This is a genomic window from Streptosporangium pseudovulgare (assembly GCF_014648055.1).
Taxonomy (GTDB): Bacteria; Actinomycetota; Actinomycetes; order Streptosporangiales; family Streptosporangiaceae; genus Streptosporangium; species Streptosporangium pseudovulgare.
The window spans coordinates 171,048-195,824 of the sequence record NZ_BMQJ01000014.1; the positions used below are offsets into that span (position 1 = coordinate 171,048).

Here is a 24,777-nt window from a genome sequence, read left to right on the forward strand (position 1 = left end):
CCTCCCCGCTGCCGTCTTCCGTCTCGCCCGAGCCTATCGACTCTCCAGAACGAGGTTCTACAGGCCCGAGCGGGACGTCTCAGCGTGGGGGACGAGCGGCTGCGGTCGCGCGTTCCGAGGCGGTGTCAGCGCTTCGACTTACCCCGGGTGGCGCCGCCGCGCCCTCGCAGAGTCACACCGGACTCGCTCAGGATGCGGTGGATGAAGCCGTACGACCGGCCGGTCGAAGCGGCCAGGGCGCGGATGCTCTCACCCGCGCTGTAGCGCTTCTTCAGGTCGGCGGCCAGTTTTTCACGGTCGGCCCCGGTGACCCGGGTGCCTTTCTTGAGAGTCTCGGCCACGAGTACCTCCTGTAGTGCCAGACTTCCGCAGCGTTACTCACGCCATGATCAGTCATTTCAGCGCGATCGGCTACCTACTCCATGGGAAAAGATCCGTACCCGCTCAAATTAAGATCAGGCAAGTGCCACAAGATCGGAAAATTCATCACTCCAAGCATCTTCGACTCCGTCAGGTAGCAAGATCACCCTATCGGGTCGTAGTGCCTCTACTGCGCCCTCATCGTGCGTGACGAGAACAATCGCCCCAGAATAGGACTTTAGTGCACTGAGGACCTGCTCGCGGCTGGCGGGATCAAGGTTGTTCGTGGGCTCGTCGAGCAGCAGCACGTTGGCCGCGGACAGCACCAGGGTGGCCAGGGCCAGCCGGGTCTTCTCCCCGCCGGACAGCACCCCGGCCGGCTTGTCCACGTCGTCCCCGGTGAACAAGAACGACCCGAGGACCTTGCGCAGCTCGACGTCGGCCAGCTCGCTGGCCGAGCGCATGTTCTCCAGCACGGTCCGGTCGGGGTCGATGGTCTCGTGTTCCTGGGCGTAGTAGCCCAGCTTGAGGCCGTGGCCGGGCCTGACGGCGCCGGTGTCGGGCTGCTCCAGGCCGCCCAGGATGCGCAGCAGGGTGGTCTTGCCGGCGCCGTTCAGGCCGAGGATGACGACCCTGCTGCCCCGGTCGACCGCGGCGTCGACGCCGGTGAAGACCTCCAGAGAGCCGTAGGACTTCGACAGGTCCTCGGCGGTGATCGGCGTGCGCCCGCACGGCGCGGGCTGCGGGAAGCGCAGCCGGGCGACCTTGTCGCCCTGCCGCTCGGTCTCCAGGCCCGACAGCAGCCGCTCGGCGCGGCGCTGCATGTCCTGGGCCGCCTTGGCCTTGGTGGCCTTGGCGCGCATCCGGTCGGCCTGCGACAGCAGGGCCGCGGCCTGCTTCTCCGCGTTGGCGCGCTCGCGCCTCCGGCGCTTCTCGTCGGTCTCCCGCTGGGCCAGGTAGGCCTTCCAGCCGACGTTGTAGGTGTCGACCACCGAGCGGTTGGCGTCGAGGTACAGGACCCGGTTTACCGTCGCTTCAAGAAGCCCGACGTCGTGGCTGATAATGATCAAACCGCCCTGATGGGATCGTAAAAAATCACGAAGCCACCCGATTGAGTCGGCATCGAGGTGGTTTGTCGGCTCGTCGAGCAGGAGAGTCTCCGCCCCGCTGAACAGGATCCGCGCCAGCTCCACCCGCCTGCGCTGGCCTCCCGACAGGGTGGAGAGCGGCTGCCCGAGCACCCGGTCGGGCAGCCCGAGGCTGGAGGCGATCGAGGCCGCCTCCGACTCGGCGGCGTATCCCCCCAGGACGTGCAGCCGGTCCTCCAGCCGCCCGTAGGCCCGCACCGCCCGGTCGCGGGTCCGCTCGTCCGCCGAGGACATGCCGGCCTCGGCGGCGCGCAGCTCGCGCAGCACCTCGTCCAGCCCGCGGGCCGACAGGATGCGGTCGCGGGCCAGCACGTCCAGGTCGCCGGTGCGGGGGTCCTGCGGGAGGTAGCCGACCGCGCCGGTGGTGGTCACCGTGCCCGCCGCGGGCAGCGCCTCCCCGGCCAGCACCTTGGTCAGGGTGGTCTTGCCCGCGCCGTTGCGGCCGACGAGCCCGATCTTGTCGCCCGGGTTGACCCGGAACGACGCGCCCTCGATGAGCAGCCGGGCCCCGGCGCGCAGCTCGATGTCAGAAGCCACGATCATGGTGGAAAACACTCCAGAATGGGATGGAACGGCTCGCCGTACTGCCGAACTGCCGAAGTACCGCCGAACCCGCCGTCGTGTGCTCCTCAGGCTCCCGGCCCGGCCGTCTCGCCTCGGGGGCGGCGTCAATCGGAAGTGCGCATACCGATCAGTGTACGGCGCGCGTGCGAGGGCTCTCCCCAGGTCGCGCCGACCGGCCGTCCCGGCGGGCGCGGCGGGACACGACCGGTCAGGTCGGGTCGACCAGCCGGATCCGGACCGCGCGGAACAGGCCCGGGGCGGTCCGCAGCACGGCCAGCCGGGGGTCGGGGACCGTCAGGAAGGGCCCGGCTTCCAGCGCGAAGACCGCCTCCAGTCTGCGGTCGGCCCGCAGCGCGTCCACCGCGCGCCGGTCGCCGCCCAGGACCACCGCCTCCAGCTCGGCCAGGCCCGGGAGGAGGACGCGCAGCGCGACCTCGGCCGCCGCCGCGTGGGCCTCGCTCACCTGCTTGTCCCTGCGCCGGGCGAACCGCTGCTGGGACCAGCCGCCCGCCGCGCTGCGCCCGTGCACGAGCCGCGAGCCCACCTTGGAGGCCAGGAGCGTCTCCCCCTGGAAGACCCCGGCCGCGTGGCCGCCGAGCCGTACCAGCAGCACGCCGACCCGGCGCTCGGCGCGCGCGTGGGTGATCAGCCGCGCCAGCGGGCCGCCGCCGGAGGACGTCAGCGGCGGGAACGGCACGTGGCACTCGGCCACCGCGCCGTCCGCGGCGGCCAGCCGCACGACCTCGTCGCCGGCCGTCGTCTCCAGAGGGCCGTGCCGGGCCGCGAAGCCGTCGATCCAGCGACCGAGCCGCTCCGGCCCCACCGACACCCAGCGGGCCCCGCCTCCGGCCGGTCGTGACGTCATGGAAGCCGACCATACCGGCCCCCTCCCCGCTCGGGCCCGGCCGGGCGGGTGACGTCCCCGCCGCGGGCGGCACCCCGCCGGCACGTCCCCGGCGGCGTCCGGCCCGCCGCGGTGACGTTTCCGCCACGTCGTCCGGCCGGCCGGCGCAACCCCGGGAGAAAACTCGGTGAACATCCCCGCACCTGGTTCAGGAGCACACCGCGGAGGCCTCATCCTCGGAACGTGCCGAGTAGAACGTCCCCTTTCTCGCCGGCCCCCGGACCCGCCGCCGCGAACCCCGCCCCCGTCGTCGACCTCGACACCGGGGGCGTCATCGCCCTCCAGCCCGCGGTCCGGGGCGAGAACCTCTCCTCGGTACTGCACGCGATCCCGCACGTCACCGGGGCCGGGACCCGCATGCCGCTGCTGCTGCCCCTGCCGTCGGCGGTGGTGATCGGCGGCTCGGCCGCGCTGGCGCCGCTGCACGAGGCCCTGCGCGTCCGCGGGCGGCGCCCTCCGGAGGTGATCCTGCTGGTGCGGGGCGACTTCGCCCGGATCGAGCGCCGGACCCTCCTCACCGGGCTGACGGGACTGCGCGCCGTCGGCTACCTGACGGCGATCGGCGACCTCGGCGCCGGCCACGTCCCGCTGGACCTGATCGCCGACGCCGCGCCGTACCTGGCGGCGCTCTCACCCGCGCTGATGGCCGAGGTGCCGCGGGACCGGCGGCGCGCGGCGCTCGCGGAGTCCCTCTCGGCCCTCGCGCGCGGGCTCGGCGTCCACATGCTCGCCCCTGCCGTGGCCGGGGAGGCCCAGCTGGCCGCGGTGCGCTCCTGGGGGGTACGGCTGGCGCAGGGGCCGCTCCTGGTCCCCGGGCCGTCCGGTCGGGTGCACGTGCCGCTGCCCGTCGTCGAGCGGGAGCCGGCGGCGGCCCCGCTCGGCCCTCGTGTCCAGGACTTCCTGCTTCCGGCGGTGACGCTGCCCTGCGAGGCGACCGCCGAGGAGGCGGTGGCGGCGTTCGGCGGGGAGCCGTCGGTCACCAGCGTGGTGCTGGTGGACGAGTACCAGCGTCCCCGGGCGAGTCTCGACCGGGGACGCTTCCTGCTGGCCATCGCCAGCCGTTTCGGGCACGCGCTGCACGCCCGCAGGCCCGCCGCGCGCCTGGCCGCCCCGGCGCGCGTGGTCCCCAGGTCCACCCCGGCCATCGCCGCCATGCGGACCGCCGGGCACGACCCGGCGCGCGTCTACGACGACCTGGTGGTCACCGACGAGATGGGCCGCTGCATCGGGATCGTCCGCGTCTCGGACCTCATCCGCCACGTCGCGTCCGGCGCTCGCTGACCCTCTCCCCGCTCGGGTCTCCCCCGCCTCCTCCGCCCCCGTCTCCCGCCTGCCGTCCCGGTTCTCCGTCGCCGCCGTCACATCCCCTCGCCGCCACCGCCACCGTCGTCACCACCACCGTCGTCACCACCACCGTCGCCGCCCCGGCCGGATCGGCGGAAGGCTCGGTCCTTTACCTTGTAGATTCACCGGTCACGGCTCCGTACGGCTACGGCTACGGCCGCGCCGGAGGCGGGTCCGGGCGGCGGGAGCACGTTTCGGACTGGAAGCGAACGGGTAACCAGTCCCGAAATCACGACATTTCCTGGCATCAGCCTTGGTGGCGAGCGTCGTGCGCGCCACGGACGACCGCGGGCACGACGCCTCCCGGGCCTCCGGGGCGCGCCCCGCCGGCCGGGTCCACCGAGCGGCCGGCTCCGAAGCCCTCCGACGGGCCCGCGGCGGCCCGCCCGCCGCGAGGGGGACGGACGGACGCGGTGCCCGTGAGCACCGGAAACGCCCCGAAGGCGTGGGACGCGGGAGGCCCCTGGAGGATCAAGTCCGACAAATACTCGTATGATACGAATTAGGTGAACCTAACTTTTCATACCGGAGTGATCATGGCAGAGGGCAGACCGGTGCGCAGGGCGACCCGCGGCGAGGTGGTGCGGGTGGAGCGGCTCACCCCGCACATGATCCGGGTGGTGCTCGGCGGCGACGGCCTGGCCGGGTTCGAGGCGGGCGAGTTCACCGACCACTACGTGAAGCTGCTGTTCCCCCCGGCCGGGGTGTCCTACCCCGAGCCGTTCGACCTGGCGGCCGTCCAGCGCGACCTGCCCCGCGAGCAGTGGCCCACCACGCGGACCTACACGGTCCGCGCGTGGGACCCCGTGGCGCGCGAGCTGACGCTCGACTTCGTCCACCACGGCGACAGCGGCCTGGCCGGACCCTGGGCGGCCCGGGTGCGGCCCGGCGACGAGATCCACTTCCTCGGCCCCGGCGGGGCCTACGCGCCCGACCCCGAGGCCGGCTGGCACCTGATGGCGGGCGACGAGAGCGCCCTGCCGGCCATCGCCGCCGCACTGGAGCGCCTGCCCGCCACCGCCCGCGCCCACGTGTTCCTGGAGGTGGCCGGGCCCGAGGAGGAGCAGCCGCTGAACCACCCGGCGGACACGGAGATCGTGTGGCTGCACCGCGGCGACGCGCCGGTCGGCGAGGCGCTGGTCGCCGCCGTGCGGGCCCTGGACTTCCCCGAGGGCGAGCCGCACGTCTTCGTGCACGGCGAGGCCGGGTTCGTCCGGGACCTGCGCCGCCACCTGCGGGCCGAGCGCGGCCTGCCGCTGTCACGGCTGTCCATCTCCGGCTACTGGCGCGCGGGCCGCGACGACGAGTCCTGGCGGGCCACCAAGAAGGAGTGGAACCGGCGGATCGAGGAGGAGGAGACCACGCTGCTGTCGGCCTGAGGCGCGACGTCGTGGAGCCGCGGCGTCCGGGAACGGCGGCGCGGGCGTCCCGATCCGGGACCGGAGCCGGTCCGTCACGGAGTCAGAGCCAGCCCTGCGACCGGGCGCGCCGGACCGCCTCGATGCGGTTGCGGGCGTGGGTCTTGTGGATGGCCGAGGACAGGTAGTTGCGGACCGTGCCCTCCGACAGGTGCAGGCGCCCGGCGATGTCGCCGACGGTGGAGCCGTCGGCTGCGGCGGCCAGGACGTCGCGCTCGCGGGGCGACAGCGGGTTCGGCCCGGCGCTCAGCGCCACCGCGGCCAGGTCCGGATCGATGACCCGCTCGCCGCGGCGCACCCGCCGTACGGCGGCGGCGAGCTCGCTCGCCGGGCTGTCCTTGACCAGGAAGGCCACCGCCCCGGCCTCCATCGCCCGGCGCAGGTAGCCGGGGCGGCCGAAGGTCGTCAGGATCACGACCCTGCAGTCCGGCACCTCCTCGCGGATCATCGCCGCGGCCGTGATGCCGTCGCCGCCGGGCATCTCGATGTCGAGCAGCGCGACGTCCGGGCGGACCTCCCGCGCCACGGCGACCGCCTCCGGGCCGGAGGCGGCCTCCCCCACGACCTCGATGTCGGGCTCCAGCCCGAGCAGGGACACCAGTGCTCCCCGGACCATCGCCTGGTCCTCCGCCAGCAGCACCCTGATCACGCCCGCGCCTCCCCAGCCGCCGCGGGGACCGTGACCCGCAGGACGAACCCGTCCTTCCGCGGCCCGGCGCTGACCACGCCGCCGGCCGCCTCCACCCGCTCGGCCAGGCCGCGCAACCCGCTGCCCGGCTCGTACGGCTCCGCCCCGCACCCGTCGTCGGCGATCTCCAGCACGGTGACGTCGCCGCCGGAGATCACGCCGATCTCGCACCGGCTCGCCCGGGCGTGCCGTATGACGTTGGTGACGCCCTCCCGCACCGCCCAGCCGAGCAGGCCGTCCAACTCCTCGGGCAGCGGCGTGCCCGCCAGGCGGACCGTCACGTGCGTCCCGGCGGCCTCCAGGGCCGCGCGGGCGCCGTCCAGCTCCTCCGGCAGGCCGCGCCTGCGGTAGCCGGCGACGGCCTCGCGCACCTCGACCAGCGCCTTCCTGGCCACCGCCTCGACGTCGCGGATCTCCGGCAGCGCCCCCTCCGAGCCCTCCTCCGCCAGCCGCCCGGCCAGCTCGCTCTTCAGCACGATGAGCGACAGGCTGTGACCGAGCAGGTCGTGCAGGTCGCGGGCGATGCGCAGCCGCTCCTCGCTCGCCGCCAGCCGGGCCACCTCCTCCTGCGCCCGGCGCAGCTGGGACACCAGCAGCCGGGTGGAGCGCATGCCCCGGAACAGCACGCCGAGGGTGACGGCCTGCAGCAACAGCAGGAGGGTCATGCCGGGGTCGTGCTCCCTGAGCAGGCCGACCAGCAGGACGGTGACGCCCATCGCGGCGATCCCGGCCATCGACACGCGCGACGGCAGCAGGACGCCGTGCATCACGGCCATGAAGATCGGCAAGGCCAGCCAGTCTCCGCCGAAGGCCACCGCCAGCACGACGGCCAGGACCGTGGCGGCGCCCAGCAGCCGGTAGGTCGCCCGGCCGGGATCTCCGAAGGCCCGCATGGCCAGCACGGCGGCGGCGTAGCAGGCCACGAAGGCGACCAGCCCGAGCACGCCCCACGCGGCGCTCACGCCGGTCACCTCCCCGGTGACGATCTCCAGGATCGGAAAGCACAGGTACGTCAGGCCGATCGAGAGCCTGGCCAGCAGCAGGAGACGGTCGCGGTCCACCCCGCGGAGGACCCGGGCAGGGGGGGTGTTCACATCGGGAATCCTCCCATCGGGAGATCTCAGGCGCGCGCGGTGGCCCGCCGGTAGGCGAGGACCGCGATCACCCCCAGGACGGCCGCCCAGACGACGACGGCCAGGGCGTCACCCGCAGGCAGGCCGTCCCCGGCGACGATGCCGCGCCCCATGCCGGCGTAGTCGGCGGACGGCAGCACCCGGGCGACGCTCCGCAGGCCCTCGGGCATGACCTCCAGCGGGATCCACAGGCCGCCGAGGAGCGCCAGCCCGAACATCCCGATCATCGACACCGGCTGCGCGGTGTCGGGGGGCAGCAGCGAGCCGATGGTCAGGCCCAGCGCCGCGAACGGCGCCACGCCGAGCCACATGGCCGCCAGCAGGCCGAGCCACCGCCCGGGGGGCAGCGAGACGCCCTGGACCAGCACGGCGGCGGCGCAGACGAGCAGGACGGCCGGCAGCACCAGCAGCATGGAGGCGACCAGCTTGGTGGTGATGATCTTCCAGCCGGCCAGCGGGGTGATCTGGAGCTGACGCAGCCAGCCGCTCCCGCGCTCCTGCGCCCACGGCACGGCGGTGCTCATCAGGGAGGCGGCGAGCGCGCCGTAGGCGCTCATCGAGACCATGAAGTACGCCTTGCCGCTCAGCCCCCCGGCGGCGACCTCACCGCCGTAGATGCCGGAGAAGACGAGGTAGAAGGCCACCGGGAAGGCCACGACGAAGATGACGTAGCGCTTGTTGCGCAGCATCCGCAGGAGCTCGATCTTGATGTAGTCCGTCATCGGGACTCCTGGACGAGTGAGAGGAAGGCGTCTTCGAGGTCGGCGCCGTCGATCCGCAGGTCGCGGATCTCCAGCGTGGTGCCCCGGTAGAGGGCCGCGACGGTGGCGTCCGGGTCGGCGGTGCGGAGCGTGGCGGTGCCGGCGGAGATCTCCACGGCGGAGACGCCGGGCAGCGCCTCCAGGCCGGCCGCCGCCTGGCCGCCGAGGGTGAAGCGGACGGTGTGCCCGCCCGCACCGGCCTTGATCTCGGCGGCGGTGCCGTCGGCCACGACGCGGCCCCCGGCCACCACGATCACCCGGTCGGAGTTCTCGTCGGCCTCCTGGAGGTAGTGGGTGGCGAACAGGACGGTCCGGCCGCCCTCGGCGTAGGAGCGCATGGCCTCCCAGAACCGCAGCCGCGACTCCACGTCCATGGCCGCGGTGGGCTCGTCCAGCACCAGCAGCCTGGGCGCGCCGACGACGGCCAGGGCGAACCTGACCCGCTGGGCCTGCCCCCCGGACAGCTTGACGGCCCGGCGCCCGGCCAGGGCGGTGAGGTCGGCCATCTCCAGGACCTCGTCCAGGCCGAGCGGGGAGGGGTAGAGCCGCCGCACGAAGGCGACCAGCTCCCGGACGGTGAGCTCGGGGATGAGCTCGCCGCTCTGCAGCATGGCGCCGACCTCTCCCCTGGCGACGGCCTCGTCCGGGGAGTGCCCGAAGACCTCGATGCGGCCCCGCGTGGGGCGCAGCAGCCCGAGCAGCATGTTGATCGAGGTGGACTTGCCGGCCCCGTTGGGCCCGAGCAGGGCGACGGTCCGGCCGGCCTCGACGGTCAGGTCCAGGCCGTCCACGGCGAGCACGTCGCCGTAGCGTCTGCTCACGTCGGCGAAGGCGATGGCGTTCATGAGCGCAACGCTAGGGACGTCCGGGCGCGGGCCTCAGTGCCCGTCGTCCGTGATCGACGGTGACATTTGTCAGATCCGCCGTACGGCCTCCCACCGCGGGCCGTACGGCGGGCGGCGGGGGCGGGCGGCCCGACGGGGACGGCGGCCGGCCGGAGACGCCGCGCGGCCGGGCGGGGCGGGCGTCAGAGGCGGCAGGCGAAGATGGCGGTGACCAGGATGGCCTTCGCGCCGATCTCCCAGAGCCGGTCCATCACCTGCTGGTGCCCCTTGCGCGGCACCATGGCGCGGACCGCCACCCAGCCCTCCCGGTGCAGCGGGGAGACCGTGGGCCCCTCCATGCCGGGGGTCAGGGCGATGGCCTCCTCGATCCGCTCGACGCGGATGTCGTAGTCCATCATCACGTAGTCGCGGGCCACCAGCACGCCGCGCAGGCGGCGCAGGAGCTGCTGCATCCCCTGGGTGTCGGGGGCTCCGACCCGCCTGATCAGCACCGCCTCGGAGCGGGCGATCGGCTCGCCGAACGCCTCCAGGCCCATGTTGCGCAGCGTGGTGCCGGTCTCGACGACGTCGGCCACGGCGTCGGCCACGCCCAGCCGGACGGCGGTCTCGACCGCGCCGTCCAGTTTGATCACCCGGGCGTCCACGCCCTGCTCGGCGAGGTACGCCTCCAGCAGGCCGGCGTAGGCGGTGGCGACGCGCCTGCCCTTGAGGTCGGCGACGCCGGAGAAGCGGCCCGGGTCGGCGGCGAAGCGGAAGGTGGAGCCGCCGAAGCCGAGCGGCAGGATCTCCTCGACCTGCGCGCCGGAGTCGCGGAGCATGTCGCGGCCGGTGATCCCGGCGTCGAGCGTGCCCTCACCGACGTAGACGGCGATGTCCTTGGGACGCAGGAAGAACAGCTCGCAGGAGTTGTCGGGGTCGACGACCACCAGTTCCTTGCTGTCCTTGCGCGGGCGGTAGCCGGCTTCCTTGAGCATGGTCTGGGCGCCCTCGGTGAGGGCCCCCTTGTTGGGGACGGCGAGACGCAGCATGGCGTGGAAGTTCCTTACACGGGTGGAAGAGGTGTCATGGGAGCCGGAGCCGGGCGCGCCGGCTCACAGATGCTTGTAGACCTCGTCCAGCCCGATCCCTTTGGCGATCATGAGAACCTGCACGTGGTAGAGGAGCTGGGAGATCTCCTCCGCGGCCCGCTCGTTCGACTCGTGCTCGGCGGCCATCCAGCTCTCGGCGGCCTCCTCGACGACCTTCTTGCCGATGGCATGGACCCCGGCGTCCAGCGCGGCCACGGTCCCCGACCCCTCGGGCCGGGTGCGCGCCTTGTCGGACAGCTCGGCGTACAGCTCTTCGAAGGTCTTCATCGTCTCTTCTCGAAGTCGTCGGACGTACGCGTCAAGGGTAGCCGGACCCCGGGACCGGCGGGGTAGGTGTTCGCACTTCGGGACGGGTACGGGGACGACGGCCCGCGCCGGGCGGGCGGATCCGGGGTGCTTCGTCCTGGATCCGCCCGCCCGGCCGTCGCGGTCCCGCCCGTGCGGACGCGGAGGGGCCGGTACGGCATCGCCGTACCGGCCCCTCCGGTCAGATCAGGACGCGCGCCGGCGACCCTCAGCGGCCGTGGCGGCGGTTGCCGCGCCCCTCGGGGCGGCCTCCGGAACGGAACGGCTCCCGGTCGCCGCGGAACGGCTCGCGGTCCCCACCGGAGCGGTAACCGCCGCCCTGGCGCTCACCGCCGCGGCGGCCGCCGGGCCTCGAGTCGGGGTGGCCGTCGAAGCGGCGCTCGGTGCGGTACTGGCCGCGCAGCTCCGAGACGTTCCCGCGGGGCTCGCCGGCGCCGCGCTCGCGGGAGCGGTGGCCGTCCTCGCCGTGGGCGGGCCGCTCGCGGAACCGGCGCGGGCCGCGGCCGCCGCCGCCGAAGCCACCGCCGCCGCGACGCTCGCGCTGCTTGGGCGCGGGGGCCGCGGGCTCCCAGACCGGGACCGGCTCGCCGCTGGGCGTGCGCGCCCCGGCGATCTCCGAAAGGCGCGGGTGGCCCGGGGTGACCCGCAGGCGGAACGGCTTGATGCCCGCTCGGCGGGCCATCGTGTCGGTGGAACGGCGCTCGCTGGGGAGCACCAGCGTCATGACGGTGCCCTTCTCCCCCGCGCGGGCCGTACGGCCGCCGCGGTGCAGGTAGCTCTTGTGGTCCTGCGGCGGGTCGACGTGCAGCACGAGGCTGATGTTGTCGACGTGGATGCCGCGGGCGGCGACGTCGGTGCAGACCAGGACGTCGATCGCGCCTTCCTTGAACTCGGCCAGGATGCGGGTGCGCTGGTTCTGGCGTTTGCCGCCGTGCAGGCCGCCGGCCCGGACGCCGACCTGGGCGAGCTGCTTGCACAGCCGGTCGACGCCGTGCTGGGTGCGCGCGAACACGATGGTGCGGCCCTCGCGGTTGGCGATCTCGGCGGTCACCGCGAACTTGTCGTCACGGTGGACCTCCAGGAGGTGGTGCTCCATGGTGTCCACCGGCGAGGAGGCCGGGGCCAGGGAGTGGGTGACCGGGTCGGTGAGGAAGCGGCGGACGAGCTTGTCCACGTCTCCGTCGAGGGTGGCGGAGAACAGCAGGCGCTGGCAGTCGGCCGGGGTCTGCGCGAGCAGGGCGCTGACGACCGGGAAGAAGCCGAGGTCGCACATGTGGTCGGCCTCGTCCAGGACGGTCACCCGGACCTCGTCCAGGACGCACTCGCCCTGCTGGACGAGGTCGGTGAGCCGGCCCGGGGTGGCGACGACGATCTCGACGCCGCGGCGCAGCGCCTCGATCTGGCGGCCCATGGACATGCCGCCGACGACGGTCTTCATCCGCAGTGACAGGCCGCGGCCGAGCGGCTCCAGCGCGTCGGTCACCTGCATGGCCAGCTCGCGGGTCGGCACCAGGATGACGGCGAGGGGGCGGCCGGGGCGGGCCTTGACACCGGCGACGCGGACCATCGTGGGCAGGCCGAAGGCGAGGGTCTTGCCGGAGCCGGTCTGGCCGCGGCCGAGGACGTCGCTGCCGGCGAGGATGTCGGGGATGGTGGCGCGCTGGATGGGGAAGGGCGCCTCGATGCCCCGGCGGGCCAGGCCGGAGACCAGCGGCCGGGGCAGCCCCAGCAGGGTGAACTCTGACGGGCCGGCGGGGGTGCCGGGCTCGCCCTGGGTCTCGGTGATCTCGGGCAGGGCGGCGTCGAGCATGGTCACGAAGAGTCGTGCCTTTCGATAGAAGGACGCGGCACGTCACTTCTGCGAAAGGACGAGCCTGGAACACGCGGCCCTCGGAAGGCCGCGGTCGAACTACGCCCACGTGGGGGGCGGTGGTGCGGTGCGAGTCGAGGCGCACCGCGGGGGCGGGTCTCGGTCACCCGCGCGCAGTCGAACCACGGACTGGCGTACCTGGCCGTCGCAGTGCCAGGTCGATCACGGGGGCGCCTCGCACGGAAAGAGGCGGGCGCCTGCCCGACTATGGAGCCAACGCCCCGTGCCGGATGTTCATTCCCGGCACGGGGCATCCTCTCACACGATTCACATGATTCACGCGATCCGGCCGCGGCCCGGCACCCGGCGGGTGCGGGCCGCGGCCGGCGGGACGGTCAGACGTTGAAGCCGAGCATGCGCAGCTGCTCGCGCCCCTCGTCGGTGATCTTGTCCGGGCCCCACGGCGGGAGCCAGACCCAGTTGATCTTCACGTCCGAGACCATGCCGTCCAGGGCCGAGTGGGCCTGGTCCTCGATGACGTCGGTCAGCGGGCAGGCCGCGCTGGTCAGCGTCATGTCGATGGTGGCGATCGGCGCGGCGCCGGTCTCGGCGGGGTCGAGGTTGACCCCGTAGACCAGGCCGAGGTCGACGACGTTGATGCCGAGCTCGGGGTCGACGACGTCCTTGAGGGCCTCCATGACCTCGTCAAGGGTGGTCTCCCCGTCGTACGACGCCGAGGTGGGCGTCTCCACAGGCTTGCTCACTTGGAACTCCTCATGACCGCGTCCTTGTAGGCCATCCAGGCCAGCAGGGCGCACTTCACGCGGGCGGGGTACTTGGAGACGCCGGCGAACGCCACGGCGTCGCCCAGCACCTCCTCGTCGCCCTCGATCTGTCCCCTGCTCTGCATGAGCCGGGTGAACTCCTCCACCACGGCGAGCGTCTCGTCCACGGTGGAGCCCTCGGTCAGCTCGTACAGCACCGAGGCGGCGGCCTGGCTGATGGAGCAGCCCTGGCCGTCGTAGGAGACGTCCTCGACCTTGCCGCCGTCGCCGAGCTTCACCCGCATGGTGATCTCGTCGCCGCACGTCGGGTTCACGTGGTGGACCTCGGCGTCGTACGGATCACGCAGCCCCCGGCCCTGGGGGTGCTTGTAGTGCTCCAGGATCAGCTCCTGGTACATCGACTCGGCGATCATCTCAACTGCTCCGGCATTGCTAGGCGAACACCTTCCGCACGTGGTGGAGGCCGCGGACCAGGGCGTCGATCTCGGCCGGGACGGTGTAGAGGTAGAAGGAGGCCCGCGTGGTGGCGGGGATCCCGAACCTCAGGTGCAGCGGGCGGGCGCAGTGGTGTCCGACCCGCACGGCCACACCGAACTCGTCATCGAGAATCTGCCCGACGTCGTGCGGGTGAATCCCCTCCAGGGTGAAGGACACCGTGCCGCCGCGCATGTCGAGGTCGCGCGGCCCGACCACCTTCAGCCCCGGGACGTCCGCCAGCGCCTCCAGCGCGTAGGCGGTGAGCTCCCGCTCGTGCCGGGCCACCGCGTCCAGGCCGATCTCCGACAGGTAGTCCACGGCGGCGCCGAGGCCGACGGCCTCGACGATCGGCGGGGTGCCGGCCTCGAACTTGTGCGGCGCGGGCGCGTAGGTCGAGCGGTCCATCCAGACCGCCTCGATCATCTCGCCGCCGCCGAGGAACGGGGGCATGGCGTCCAGCAGCTCGCCCCGGCCCCACAGCACGCCGACGCCGGAGGGGCCGACGACCTTGTGCCCGGTGAAGGCCAGGAAGTCGACGCCGAGCGCGGCGACGTCCACCGCCTGGTGGGGGACCGACTGCGAGGCGTCCAGCATCATCAGCGCGCCGACCTGGCGGACCCGGGCGAGGACCCGCTCGACGGGGTTGACGGTGCCGAGGACGTTCGACTGGTGCACGATCGAGACGATCTTCGTCCGCTCGTTGACCAGCTCCTCCAGGTTGCCGAGGTCCAGGCGGCCCTCATCGGTGACCCCGAACCAGCGCAGCGTGGCGCCGGTGCGCTGGGCGAGCATCTGCCACGGCACGATGTTGGAGTGGTGCTCCATCTCGGAGATGACGATCTCGTCGCCGGGGCCCATCCGGAACCGGGGGTCGTCGTTGGTGCGGTTGCCGAAGGAGTAGGCCACCAGGTTGAGCGCCTCGGAGGCGTTCTTGGTGAAGACGATCTCCTCGCGGCTCGGCGCGCCGACGAACGCGGCGATCTTGTCGCGGGCCGCCTCGTACGCCTCGGTGGACTCCGCGCCCAGCGCGTGCATGGCCCGGCCGACGTTGCTGTAGTGCATGGCCATGTGCTCGCGCATGGCCTCGACGACCCGGGTCGGCTTCTGCGCGGAGTTGGCCGAGTCGAGGTAGACCAGCGGCCGGCCGCCGGGCAGCTCACGGGAGAGGACCGGGAAGTCCTTCCTGATCCTCTCCGCGTCAAAGCCGGTCGTCATCAGGCCGTTGCCTTCGTGTACGCCTCGTAGCCCTCGGCCTCCAGCTTCTCGGCGAGCTCGGGGCCGCCCTGCTCCACGATCCGGCCGCCCGCGAAGACGTGGACGAAGTCCGGCTTCACGTAGCGCAGGATGCGGGTGTAGTGGGTGATGAGCAGCACGCCGGTGTCGCCGCCGGCGCGGAAGCGGTTGATGCCCTCGGAGACCACGCGCAGGGCGTCGACGTCGAGGCCGGAGTCGGTCTCGTCGAGGACGGCGATCTTCGGCTTGAGCAGCTCCAGCTGGAGGATCTCGTGGCGCTTCTTCTCACCGCCGGAGAAGCCCTCGTTCACGTTGCGCTGGGCGAAGGCCGAGTCGATCGACAGGGCGTCCATGCCGGCCTTGAGGTCCTTGGAGAACTGGCGGAGCTTCGGGGCCTCGCCGCGGGCGGCGGTGACCGCCGAGCGCAGGAAGTTGGAGACGCTGACGCCGGGGACCTCGACCGGGTACTGCATGGCGAGGAACAGGCCGGCGCGGGCGCGCTCGTCGACCGACATCTCCAGCAGGTCGGCCCCGTCGAGCAGGACCTGGCCGCCGGTGATGGTGTACTTCGGGTGGCCGGCGATCGCGTAGGCGAGCGTGGACTTGCCGGAGCCGTTGGGGCCCATGATGGCGTGGGTCTCGCCGGCCCGCACGGTCAGGTTGACGCCGCGCAGGATCTCCTTGTCCGCGACGGAGACCTTCAGGTCGCGGATCTCGAGCGTGGAGCCCGCGGGGATCCGGGTCGAATCAGACACTTTATGACTCCTTCGAGAGCGAGACGAGGACGTCGTCGCCGTCGATCTTCACTTGGTAGACAGGGACGGGCCTGGTGGCGGGCGGCCCGGTGGGCTTGCCGGTGCGCAGGTCGAAGCACGAGCCGTGCAGCCAGCACTCCAGCGTCTCGTCGTAGACGTCGCCCTCGCTGAGGGCGACCTCGGCGTGGGAGCACACATCGTGCAGCGCGAAGACCTCCTGCCCCTTGCGCACGAGGGCGACCGGGGTGCCCTCCACGTCAACGGCGATCACTCCGCCGTCGGGGACGTCGCCGAGCTTGCAGACCTTTTCGAACGTCACTTCTCCAGCTCCGCCTCGACCTTGGCGAAAACGCGCTCGCGGAGCTCGTCCAGCTCGATCTTCTCCAGGAGCTGGGCGAAGAAGCCGCGGATGACCAGGCGGCGCGCCTCCTCGAAGGGGATGCCGCGGGCCTGGAGGTAGAAGATGTGCTCGTCGTCGAGCCGGCCCGAGGCGCTGGCGTGGCCCGCCCCGGCGACCTCGCCGGTGAGGATCTCCAGGTTGGGCACCGAGTCGGCGCGGGCGCCGTCGGTGAGCAGCAGGTTGCGGTTGAGCTCGTAGGTGTCGGTGCCCTCGGCCTCGACCCGGATGATGACGTCGCCGATCCACACGGCGTGGGCGCCGTCGCCCTGCAGCGCGCCCTTGTAGACGACGTTGCTGCGGCAGTTGGGCTGGGAGTGGTCGACGAGCAGGCGGTGCTCCAGGTGCTGGCCGGCGTCCACGAAGTACAGGCCGGTCAGGTCGGCGTCGCCGCCGGGGCCGGTGTAGGCGACCGAGGGCGACAGCCGTACGAGGTCGCCGCCGAGGGTGACCACGAAGCTCCTGAACGTGGCGTCCTTGGCGAGCCGGGCGTGGTGGTGGGAGACGTGCACCGCGTCGTCGGCCCAGTCCTGCAGGCTGACGACCTTGAGGGTGGCCCCCTCGCCGACGGCGAACTCGACGTTGTCGGCGTAGACCGCGCTGCCCCGGTGGTCGAGGACGAGGACGGCCTCGGCCATCGGCTCCACGTTGACGAGGGTGTGGCCGTAGGCGGTCCCGTCGCCGGACCCGGTGACGGTGATCACGGTCGGGACGGAGGCGACGGCCTCGCGCGGGACCGTGATCACGGTCGCCTTCTCGAAGGCGCCGTAGGCCTGGGCGCTGACGCGGTCGGCGGGGACGTAGGCCCGGCCGAGCCGCGGGTCGTCGCGGCCCACGGTCTCGACGGTGACCTCGGGGGCCGCCTCCACGGCGACCACGACGCCTCCGCCGGAGGCGGCGGCGCCGGTGTGCAGGCCCTTCAGACGCGACAGCGGGGTGAAGCGCCACTCCTCCTCGCGGCCCGTGGGGACCGGGAAGTCCTCGACGTCGTAGGAGGCCTTCTCGTGGAGGGTCGACAGGGGCTTGGTTTCGAGACCCATCAGCCGACGGCCCCTTCCATCTGCAGCTCGATCAGGCGGTTCAGCTCCAGGGCGTACTCCATGGGCAGCTCGCGCGCGATCGGCTCGACGAAGCCGCGCACGATCATCGCCATCGCCTCGTCCTCGTCCATGCCGCGGCTCATCAGGTAGAAGAGCTGGTCCTCGGAGACCTTGGAGACGGTGGCCTCGTGGCCCATGGACACGTCGTCCTCGCGCACGTCGACGTACGGGTAGGTGTCGGACCGGCTGATCTGGTCGACCAGCAGGGCGTCGCACTTGACCGTGCTGGCGCTGCCGTGCGCGCCCTCTTCGATCTGCACCAGACCGCGGTAGGAGGTGCGGCCGCCGCCGCGGGCGACGGACTTGGAGATGACGCTGGAGCTGGTGTTGGGCGCCAGGTGCACCATCTTGGAGCCGGCGTCCTGGTGCTGGCCCTCACCGGCGAAGGCGACGCTGAGGGTCTCGCCCTTGGCGTGCTCGCCCATGAGGTACACCGCCGGGTACTTCATGGTGACCTTGGAGCCGATGTTGCCGTCGATCCACTCCATGGTCGCGCCCTCGTAGGCGACGGCGCGCTTGGTGACCAGGTTGTAGACGTTGTTCGACCAGTTCTGGATGGTCGTGTAGCGGCAGCGGGCGCCCTTCTTCACGACGATCTCGACGACCGCGCTGTGCAGCGAGTCGGAGGAGTAGATCGGCGCGGTGCAGCCCTCGACGTAGTGGACGTAGGAGTTCTCGTCCACGATGATCAGGGTCCGCTCGAACTGGCCCATGTTCTCGGTGTTGATCCGGAAGTAGGCCTGCAGCGGGATCTCGACCGTGACGTTCGGCGGCACGTAGATGAACGAGCCGCCCGACCACACGGAGGTGTTGAGCGCGGCGAACTTGTTGTCGCCCACCGGGATGACCGAGCCGAAGTACTCCTTGAAGAGCTCCTCGTGCTCGCGCAGGCCCGTGTCGGTGTCGACGAAGATGACGCCCTTCTCCTCGAGGTCCTCACGGATCTTGTGGTAGACGACCTCGGACTCGTACTGGGCGGCGACGCCGGCGATGAGGCGCTGCTTCTCGGCCTCGGGGATGCCGAGCTTGTCGTAGGTGGCCTTGATGTCCTCGGGGAGCTCGTCCCAGGAGGCGGCCTGCTTCTCGGTGGAGCGCACGAAGTACTTGATGTTGTCGAAGTCGATGCCGGTGAGGTCGGAGCCCCAGGTGGGCAGCGGCTTCTTGCCGAACAGGCGCAGGCCCTTCAGGCGCAGGTCCAGCATCCACTCCGGCTCGTTCTTGAGCGCGGAGATGTTGCGGACGACCTCTTCGGACAGGCCACGGCGGGCGGCGGCTCCGGCGGTGTCCGGGTCGGCCCAGCCGAACTTGTAATTCCCGAGGCCTTCCAGCTCCGGGCGGTCGGTGACAGTCACCTTCCGGTCTCCTTGCTCGTTTCGTCGGTGGTTTCTTGACGGGGTGCGGGCCGCTCGGACCCGGCCGCCCGCCGGAGCGCGTCCGGGCCGGGCGTCCTGCGCGGGCTCACGTGCGTGGTGCAGATGCCGTCGCCGTGGGCGATGGTCGCCAGTCGCTGCACCGGCGTGCCGAGGATGCGCGCGAACGCCTCCGTCTCGGCCTCGCACAGCTGGGGGAACTCCGCCGCCACATGGGCCACGGGGCAGTGGTGCTGGCACAGTTGCTCGCCCCCGGATCCGGCACCGCTGGCGGAGGCGGCGTAGCCGTCGTCCGACAGGGCCTCGGCCAGGACGCGCACCCGCTGGTCGGCGGGGACCTCGCGCATCTTGGGCAGCAGGCGGCCGACGAGGCCGGACACCTGCGAACGGGCGAACTCCGCCACCGCCTCCGATCCCATGCGGTCGGCGATGAAACGCAGGGCGTTGCCGGCGAGCCCGTCGTAGGCGTGCTCGAAGGCGCTGCGTCCCGCGTCGGTGATGGCGAACAGCTTCGCCGGCCGCCCGCGTCCGCGCTGACCCCGGGGCCGGGCCGTACGGGGCTCGATCATGCCCTCGGCCAGCAGGGTGTCGAGGTGGCGGCGGACGGCGGCGGGGGTGAGCCCGAGCCGTTCGCCGAGGGCGGCGGCGGTGATGGGTCCGTGCTCCAGGATGAGCCGGGCGACACGCGCGCGCGTGCTGCGCTCGGCGGACACGCCGGAGTGCCGCGCGGCGGCGGCCTCCCGGGCGTCCTGCATCTCGGTCACGTATTTCACAACATCAGTGTGGCGTAATTCCTTCCCGCCTGACAAACCACGGCGTGCGGCCTCTCCGGTGCGATTCATCACGCAGGGAAGGCTTACCTAATCAGCGGAAACACTGGGAGAGGCGCCGGCCGCGCCGCGGCGCAGCACGGTGAAGGCGGCGAGGGCGGCGAGCGCGAAGGCGGCGAGCACGGCGGCCATCGGCAGCGCTCCCCCGCCGGCCAGCCCGGTCAGCGGCGCGGCGACGGCGCCGAGCGCGAACTGCAGCACGCCGGTCAGCGCCGAGGCGCTCCCGGCGACCTGCTGCGGCTGCCCGGCCAGGGCGAGCGCCCCGGCGCCGGGCATCACCAGGCCGCCCCCGCACATCATGACGAGCAGGCCGGCGGCCAGCACCGGCAGGGACAGGTGGGCGAGGGCGGTGACCAGCAGCACGGCGGCGCCCGCGGCGAAGAGGAACAGGCCGATGACGATCAGCCGCGTGGGGGCGACCCTGCGCCCGGCCAGGCGCCCGCCGATCTGCGCGGCGATGGTCAGCCCGAAGGCGTTCAGCGCGAACAGCAGCGAGTAGGTCTGCGGGGAGGCGCCGTAGACCTCCTGGATCACGAACGGCGAGGCGGAGATGTAGGCGAACATCGCGCCGAAGCCCAGGCCGGCGGTCAGCGCGCTGGACATGAACGACCGGTCGCGCAGCAGGTGCCAGAAGGTGACGAGGGTGTGCCGCAGCCCGCCCTCCTCGCGCCGGCCGGGCGGCAGCGTCTCGCGCACCCCGAACAGGGCCGCCGCCAGCAGGAGCAGCCCCGCGACGGAGAGCGAGACGAACACGCCCCGCCAGGAGGTGTGTTCGAGCAGCTGGGCTCCCGCGATGGGGGCGAGGATCGGCGCGAGGCCGCTGACCAGCATGAGGGTGGCGAAGATGCGGGCGATGGCCGCGCCGTGGTACAGGTCCCGGACGACGGCCCGCACGATCACCAGCGCGGCGCCGCCCGCCACGCCCTGCAGCAGCCGGAACCCGATCAGGCCGTAGACGCCGGGCGAGAACGCGCACAGCAGGGAGGCGACGGCGTAGGCCGCGATTCCGATCAGCAGCGGCCCCCGCCGCCCCCGCACGTCGCTGATCGGGCCGGCGAGGACCTGCCCCACCGAGACCCCGATCAGGCAGGCGGTCAGGCTGAGCTGCACCTGGGACTGGCCGGCGTTCATCTCGGCGGCGATGGACGGCAGCGCCGGCAGGTACATGTCGATCGACAGCGGGCCGATCGCGGACAGCGCGCCCAGGATGAGCAGCAGCGGCCCCCTGCGCCGCGCGGCGGGTGCCTCCCCGGGCCCGGCCGGCGCGCCCTCGGGCCCGGCGGGCGCCTGTGCGGTCCCGACGGGCGCCTTCTCCGACTCGGCGGCTGCCGCGGTCATTCCCCAACCCCTTTTCCCTCAACGGGCCACGATGGGCCCTTGAGGGCCAGGGGTCTCGAACCGCAATCAGGTCATCCGAATTCCCAAATTTCGGAAATGTGATGGAAAAAGTGTCGGCACCCGCCGTACGGCCGGCTCCGCGCGGGGCCGGCCGGCGGCGTCGCGGGGGCCGGCCGCGCCGGTCACGGCCGGCGCGCCGGTCACGGGCTCAGCCGGTCACGGGCTCAGCCGGTCACGGCCGGCGTTCCGGTCACGGGCTCAGCCGGTCGCCTCCCGAGGGCCGACCACGGCGAACAGGGCCGCCTGCGGGTCGGCGACGACCGCCGTCCTGCCCGCCGGCGTCGTCGCGGGCGGCGTCTCCACGGAGCCGCCCAGGTGGACGATCCTCGCCACGGCCTCGCCGACGTCCTCGACGGCGAAGCAGGCCAGCCAGTACGGCGGCGCGCCGGGCGGGAGCGGCCCCCAGGCCGCCGATGCCCCGGCGACGGGGCGGCCGTCCACCCGCCATTCGACGCGGTCGCCGTCCGGCCCGCCGATCGCGTCGGTCCCGTCCGCCCCGCCGGTCCCGCCGTCACCGCGGCTCCAGCCGAAGACGGACGCGTAGAAGGGGTCACAGCCGCGGGGGTCGGCGGTGACCAGCTCGCTCCAGGCGAACGCGCCCGGCTCGCCGGTCACCTCCGCGCCCCGGTGCAGGCCCGGCTGCCAGGCGGCGAAGACGGCGCCCCACGGGTCCTGGAAGGCCGCGGCGACGCCCTCGCCGAAGACCTCCGCCGGCTCACAGACGACCTCTCCCCCGGCCGCGCGGACCTTCAGCGCCGTGACGCCCGCGTCGTCGGTGGCCACGTAGGTGTTCCAGACCGAGGGGACGCCGTCACCCGAACCGGGACCGACGCCGGCCACGGCCCTGCCGCCGAGCGTGAACCGGCCGTACCCGCCGGACTCCGGACGCGGGTCGAACACCGCCTCCCAGCCGAAGACCTCGCGGTAGAACCGGACCGACAGGGTGACGTCGGCGCTCGACAGCTCCACCCAGCACGGGACACCTGATTTGCAGCCACTCCGCTCGGACACGCCGAACCTCCTCATGTCGTGATTCGGGACAGGCACAGAGTGGCACGCGGCCCGCGGCGGACCCGGCGGCCGATCGGCCGCCTTGGCGGGATCCGCCCGAAGCCTTTACCGGACGCCGGGACGGCCCGCCGCCACGACGGGAACAACCGCAGGTCCGGCAGCGGGAGCACCCGGCGCAGTCCCTAAACTCGTGGTCATGGAGTCCCCAGCCGTCGAGATCATCGATCTGGTCAAGAGATACGGCCGCACCACCGCGATCGACGGCCTCACGCTCGCCGCGGGCCGCGGCGCGGTCACCGCCATCCTCGGCCCCAACGGGGCGGGCAAGACCTCGACCATCGAGATCTGCGAGGGGTTCCGGCGGCCCGACGGCGGCACCGTCCGGGTGCTGGGCCTTCCGCCCACGCGGCCGGAGCTGCGCGCCCGGGTCGGGGTGATGCTCCAGGCCGGGGGCGTCCCCCCGGCGGCGCGCTGCGGAGAGTGGCTGCGCCTGATGTCGCGCTTCCACGCCCGCCCCCTGGACCCGGCGGCGCTGCTGGAGCGGCTCGGAATGACCGAGCACGCCCGCACGCCGTACCGCAGGCTGTCGGGCGGGCAGCAGCAGCGCGTGTCGCTGGCCGCGGCCGTCATCGGCCGCCCGGAGCTGGTCTTCCTCGACGAGCCGACCGCGGGCCTGGACCCGCAGGCCCGGCACGCCTGCTGGGACCTCGTCGCCGACCTGCGGACCGCGGGCGTGTCGGTGGTGCTCACCACCCACCACATGGACGAGGCCGAGAGGCTCTCCGACCACGTCGTGATCATCGATCACGGCGGGGTGGTCGCCGAGGGCACCCCGAGCGCCCTCACCGGCGCCGAGCGGCAGCTGCGCTTCCGCGCCCGGCCGGGCCTGTCACTGGACGAGCTGCTGGCCGCCCTGCCCTCCGGCAGCACGGCCAAGGAGTCCCCCTCGGGGCACTACATCGTCGAGGGGCAGGTCGGCCCGGAGCTGCTGGCCACCGTGACCACCTGGTGCGCCGCGGAGGGCGTCACGGCCGCCGACCTCAGCATCGAGCGCCGCACGCTGGAGGACGTCTTCCTGGAGCTGACCGGCCGGGAGCTCCGATGACCACCACGCCCCGCGGCAGACCGACCGGAAGAGCACGGAGAGCACAGTGACCACCCTCGACCTCACCCCGGCACCCGGCGCCGCCCCGCTGCCGCGGATGGTGCTCGCGCAGGCGGGCGCGGAGATCAAGTCGACCCTCCGCAACGGCGAGCAGCTCCTGCTCACCCTGATCATCCCGGTGCTGCTGCTCGTCGGCTTCTCCACCACGTCGCTGGTGAACATCGGCCGCGGCTCCCGGGTCGCCTTCATCGCCCCCGGCGTGATCGCGCTGGCCGTGATGTCCACCGCCTTCACCGGCCAGGCCATCGCGACCGGTTTCGAGCGCCGGTACGGCGTGCTCAAGCGGCTGGGCGCCAGCCCGCTGTCCCGGTCCGGGCTGATGCTGGCCAAGACGCTCGCGGTGATCGCCGTGGAGGTCGTCCAGGTGGTCGTCATCGGCGCGGTGGCGCTGGCCCTGGGCTGGCGTCCCGCGGGCTCCCCCCTGGCCGCGCTGGTGCTGATCCTGCTCGGCACCGCCGCCTTCAGCGGCCTCGGGCTGCTGATGGCCGGCACCCTGCGCGCCGAGGCCACGCTCGCCGGGGCCAACCTGGTCTACCTGGTCCTGCTGGGCTGCGGCGGGGTGATCTTCCCGCTGACGGCCTTCCCCGCGGCGGTGGAGCCGGTGCTGCGGCTGCTGCCGATCTCCGCGCTGACCGGCGGGCTGCGCTCGGTGCTGACCGACGGCGCGGCGCTTCCGCTGGGCGCCGTCGCGATCCTCGCGGCCTGGGCGGCGGTCTCGCTGGCCCTGGCCTCCCGCACCTTCCGGTGGGAATGACCCCGCCGGCCGGGAACGACCCGGCGGCGCCCCGCCCGGGTGTCCGGGCGGGCGTCCTCTCGCGGCCGCCGGCGATCTCACATCCCGGATGTCGCTCGGCCGTCCCGGCCCCGGCGAGTAAGGTCTGAAAGTCGATACGGCACTGACACTAGGGAGTCTCATGACCGCCGAGGGGCTGCCGGGACCCGCGGAACCGTACCGGCGGGGCCTGCCGGGGCCGGGAGCGCTGCTGCGGACCGCCGCCGACGCCGTCCCGCCGTCCGGGCTGGTGCTGCTGGCCATCCTGTCGGTGCAGCTCGGCGCGGGTTTCGCCAAGGACCTGTTCGCGCAGTTGCCGCCGAGCGCGGTGGTGTTCCTGCGCATCGCGATGAGCGCGCTGGTCCTGGGCCTGGTCGCCCGGCCCCGGCTGCGGGGCCTGACCCGGGCGGACGTCGCGGCCGGGGTGGCGTTCGGCGTGATCCTGGGCGTGATGAACCTGTCCTTCTACGAGGCGCTGGCCCGGCTGCCCATGGGCATCGCGGTGGCGATCGAGTTCCTCGGACCGCTCGGGGTGGCGGTCGCCGCCTCGCGCCGCCGCCTGGACCTGCTCTGGGTCCTGCTGGCCGGATCGGGGATCGTGCTGCTGGCCCCGTGGGGCGCGGCGACCGGGACGAGCTGGGCCGGGATCGCCTTCGCGCTGGTGGCCGCGCTCTGCTGGGCCGGCTACATCGTGCTGTCGGCGGCCGTGGGCCGGCGCTTCCCCGGCACGACCGGCCTGTCCTTCGCGATGATCGTGGCGTTCGTGGTGATCGCGCCGCTGGGGATCGGCACGGGCGGCGCCGACCTGCTGCGGCCGGAGGTGCTGCTGATCGGGCTCGGGGTGGGCCTGCTGTCGTCGGTCATCCCCTACTCGATCGAGCTGGAGGCGCTGCGCAGGATGCCCAAGCAGGTGTTCGGCATCCTGATGAGCCTGGAGCCGGCCGCGGCGGCGCTGATCGGGCTGGTCGTGCTGGGCGAGGTGCTGGACGCACGCGAGTGGGCCGCCATCGCCTGCGTGGTCGTCGCCAGCGTGGGCGCCACCCGCAGCGCCCGCTGACCCGCGCCCGGCGGACCTCGCGAACGGCGCCGCCGCGCGGCCTTCCCGGAAGGTACGG

25 protein-coding genes are annotated in these 24,777 nt (G+C 73.0%); 5 read left to right on the forward strand and 20 right to left on the reverse strand.

Annotated features, from left to right (window positions below; genetic code table 11):
• Nucleotides 1–125 precede the first annotated feature (125 nt).
• From IEZ10_RS26150 to IEZ10_RS26160, 3 genes are all read right to left on the reverse strand, one after another.
• Entirely contained in the window at nucleotides 126–341 is a 216-nt protein-coding gene (locus IEZ10_RS26150; RefSeq protein ID WP_030507271.1) for a helix-turn-helix domain-containing protein, read from the reverse strand.
• A gap of 114 nt (nucleotides 342–455) precedes the next feature.
• Complete coding sequence (gene abc-f, locus IEZ10_RS26155) at nucleotides 456–2,051, reverse strand: ribosomal protection-like ABC-F family protein (protein WP_189249160.1); 1,596 nt, start codon at nucleotides 2,049–2,051, stop codon at nucleotides 456–458.
• 229 nt (nucleotides 2,052–2,280) lie between these two features.
• Nucleotides 2,281–2,937: an acVLRF1 family peptidyl-tRNA hydrolase gene (locus IEZ10_RS26160; RefSeq protein ID WP_189249161.1), complete on the reverse strand. Its 657-nt coding sequence runs from the start codon at nucleotides 2,935–2,937 to the stop codon at nucleotides 2,281–2,283.
• A gap of 222 nt (nucleotides 2,938–3,159) precedes the next feature.
• Here IEZ10_RS26160 and IEZ10_RS26165 point away from each other — a divergent pair, with 222 nt between their 5' ends.
• Nucleotides 3,160–4,257, forward strand: a complete 1,098-nt coding sequence (locus IEZ10_RS26165) for an EAL domain-containing protein (protein WP_189249162.1) — start codon at nucleotides 3,160–3,162, stop codon at nucleotides 4,255–4,257.
• A gap of 599 nt (nucleotides 4,258–4,856) precedes the next feature.
• Complete coding sequence (locus IEZ10_RS26170; RefSeq protein WP_189249163.1) at nucleotides 4,857–5,699, forward strand: siderophore-interacting protein; 843 nt, start codon at nucleotides 4,857–4,859, stop codon at nucleotides 5,697–5,699.
• A gap of 82 nt (nucleotides 5,700–5,781) precedes the next feature.
• Here IEZ10_RS26170 and IEZ10_RS26175 read toward each other — a convergent pair whose 3' ends face one another.
• The 17 genes from IEZ10_RS26175 to IEZ10_RS26255 all read right to left on the reverse strand — a co-directional run bounded on the left by IEZ10_RS26175 (nucleotide 5,782) and on the right by IEZ10_RS26255 (nucleotide 21,725).
• Complete coding sequence (locus tag IEZ10_RS26175; protein WP_189249164.1) at nucleotides 5,782–6,387, reverse strand: response regulator transcription factor; 606 nt, start codon at nucleotides 6,385–6,387, stop codon at nucleotides 5,782–5,784.
• Nucleotides 6,384–7,520 carry a sensor histidine kinase gene (locus IEZ10_RS26180; RefSeq protein ID WP_189249165.1) on the reverse strand — a complete coding sequence of 379 codons (1,137 nt, stop codon included), beginning with the start codon at nucleotides 7,518–7,520 and terminating at the stop codon, nucleotides 6,384–6,386. The genes IEZ10_RS26175 and IEZ10_RS26180 overlap by 4 nt, the downstream gene beginning before the upstream one ends.
• 26 nt (nucleotides 7,521–7,546) lie before the next feature.
• Entirely contained in the window at nucleotides 7,547–8,281 is a 735-nt protein-coding gene (locus tag IEZ10_RS26185; protein ID WP_189249166.1) for an ABC transporter permease, read from the reverse strand.
• A complete protein-coding gene (locus tag IEZ10_RS26190; RefSeq protein WP_189249167.1) occupies nucleotides 8,278–9,165 on the reverse strand; it encodes an ABC transporter ATP-binding protein in 888 nt (295 codons plus the stop codon). The genes IEZ10_RS26185 and IEZ10_RS26190 overlap by 4 nt, the downstream gene beginning before the upstream one ends.
• A 182-nt stretch (nucleotides 9,166–9,347) precedes the next feature.
• Nucleotides 9,348–10,193 (reverse strand): ATP phosphoribosyltransferase, encoded by an 846-nt coding sequence (gene hisG, locus IEZ10_RS26195; RefSeq protein WP_189249168.1) that lies wholly within the window; start codon nucleotides 10,191–10,193, stop codon nucleotides 9,348–9,350.
• A gap of 63 nt (nucleotides 10,194–10,256) precedes the next feature.
• Complete coding sequence (locus tag IEZ10_RS26200; protein ID WP_012892448.1) at nucleotides 10,257–10,520, reverse strand: phosphoribosyl-ATP diphosphatase; 264 nt, start codon at nucleotides 10,518–10,520, stop codon at nucleotides 10,257–10,259.
• Nucleotides 10,521–10,767: 247 nt separating this feature from the next.
• Nucleotides 10,768–12,369 (reverse strand): DEAD/DEAH box helicase, encoded by a 1,602-nt coding sequence (locus IEZ10_RS26205; protein ID WP_189249264.1) that lies wholly within the window; start codon nucleotides 12,367–12,369, stop codon nucleotides 10,768–10,770.
• 395 nt (nucleotides 12,370–12,764) lie between these two features.
• Entirely contained in the window at nucleotides 12,765–13,133 is a 369-nt protein-coding gene (locus IEZ10_RS26210) for a metal-sulfur cluster assembly factor (protein WP_189249169.1), read from the reverse strand.
• Nucleotides 13,130–13,567 carry a Fe-S cluster assembly sulfur transfer protein SufU gene (gene sufU, locus IEZ10_RS26215; RefSeq protein WP_179828003.1) on the reverse strand — a complete coding sequence of 146 codons (438 nt, stop codon included), beginning with the start codon at nucleotides 13,565–13,567 and terminating at the stop codon, nucleotides 13,130–13,132. The genes IEZ10_RS26210 and sufU overlap by 4 nt, the downstream gene beginning before the upstream one ends.
• Nucleotides 13,568–13,586: 19 nt before the next feature.
• Nucleotides 13,587–14,846, reverse strand: a complete 1,260-nt coding sequence (locus IEZ10_RS26220; RefSeq protein WP_189249170.1) for a cysteine desulfurase — start codon at nucleotides 14,844–14,846, stop codon at nucleotides 13,587–13,589.
• Entirely contained in the window at nucleotides 14,846–15,601 is a 756-nt protein-coding gene (gene sufC, locus IEZ10_RS26225) for a Fe-S cluster assembly ATPase SufC (RefSeq protein WP_229811668.1), read from the reverse strand. Before sufC ends, IEZ10_RS26220 begins: the two co-directional genes overlap by 1 nt.
• A 19-nt stretch (nucleotides 15,602–15,620) precedes the next feature.
• Nucleotides 15,621–15,938, reverse strand: a complete 318-nt coding sequence (locus IEZ10_RS26230) for a non-heme iron oxygenase ferredoxin subunit (RefSeq protein ID WP_189249172.1) — start codon at nucleotides 15,936–15,938, stop codon at nucleotides 15,621–15,623.
• Nucleotides 15,935–17,056 carry a Fe-S cluster assembly protein SufD gene (gene sufD, locus IEZ10_RS26235; protein WP_189249173.1) on the reverse strand — a complete coding sequence of 374 codons (1,122 nt, stop codon included), beginning with the start codon at nucleotides 17,054–17,056 and terminating at the stop codon, nucleotides 15,935–15,937. The genes IEZ10_RS26230 and sufD overlap by 4 nt, the downstream gene beginning before the upstream one ends.
• On the reverse strand, nucleotides 17,056–18,468 hold the full coding sequence (gene sufB / locus IEZ10_RS26240; RefSeq protein ID WP_189249174.1) for a Fe-S cluster assembly protein SufB: 1,413 nt from the start codon (nucleotides 18,466–18,468) through the stop codon (nucleotides 17,056–17,058). The genes sufD and sufB overlap by 1 nt, the downstream gene beginning before the upstream one ends.
• A complete protein-coding gene (locus tag IEZ10_RS26245) occupies nucleotides 18,465–19,241 on the reverse strand; it encodes a helix-turn-helix transcriptional regulator (RefSeq protein ID WP_189249265.1) in 777 nt (258 codons plus the stop codon). Before IEZ10_RS26245 ends, sufB begins: the two co-directional genes overlap by 4 nt.
• Before the next feature lie 105 nt (nucleotides 19,242–19,346).
• Nucleotides 19,347–20,654 carry a multidrug effflux MFS transporter gene (locus IEZ10_RS26250; protein ID WP_189249175.1) on the reverse strand — a complete coding sequence of 436 codons (1,308 nt, stop codon included), beginning with the start codon at nucleotides 20,652–20,654 and terminating at the stop codon, nucleotides 19,347–19,349.
• 258 nt (nucleotides 20,655–20,912) lie between these two features.
• Nucleotides 20,913–21,725, reverse strand: a complete 813-nt coding sequence (locus IEZ10_RS26255) for a VOC family protein (protein WP_189249176.1) — start codon at nucleotides 21,723–21,725, stop codon at nucleotides 20,913–20,915.
• 196 nt (nucleotides 21,726–21,921) lie between these two features.
• Here IEZ10_RS26255 and IEZ10_RS26260 point away from each other — a divergent pair, with 196 nt between their 5' ends.
• The 3 genes from IEZ10_RS26260 to IEZ10_RS26270 all read left to right on the forward strand — a co-directional run bounded on the left by IEZ10_RS26260 (nucleotide 21,922) and on the right by IEZ10_RS26270 (nucleotide 24,719).
• Nucleotides 21,922–22,830: an ABC transporter ATP-binding protein gene (locus tag IEZ10_RS26260; RefSeq protein ID WP_189249177.1), complete on the forward strand. Its 909-nt coding sequence runs from the start codon at nucleotides 21,922–21,924 to the stop codon at nucleotides 22,828–22,830.
• Nucleotides 22,831–22,876: 46 nt separating this feature from the next.
• Nucleotides 22,877–23,644, forward strand: coding sequence for an ABC transporter permease (locus IEZ10_RS26265; protein ID WP_189249178.1), 768 nt, complete (start codon nucleotides 22,877–22,879; stop codon nucleotides 23,642–23,644).
• 160 nt (nucleotides 23,645–23,804) lie between these two features.
• Nucleotides 23,805–24,719 carry an EamA family transporter gene (locus IEZ10_RS26270; RefSeq protein ID WP_189249179.1) on the forward strand — a complete coding sequence of 305 codons (915 nt, stop codon included), beginning with the start codon at nucleotides 23,805–23,807 and terminating at the stop codon, nucleotides 24,717–24,719.
• The last annotated feature ends 58 nt before the right edge of the window (nucleotides 24,720–24,777 follow it).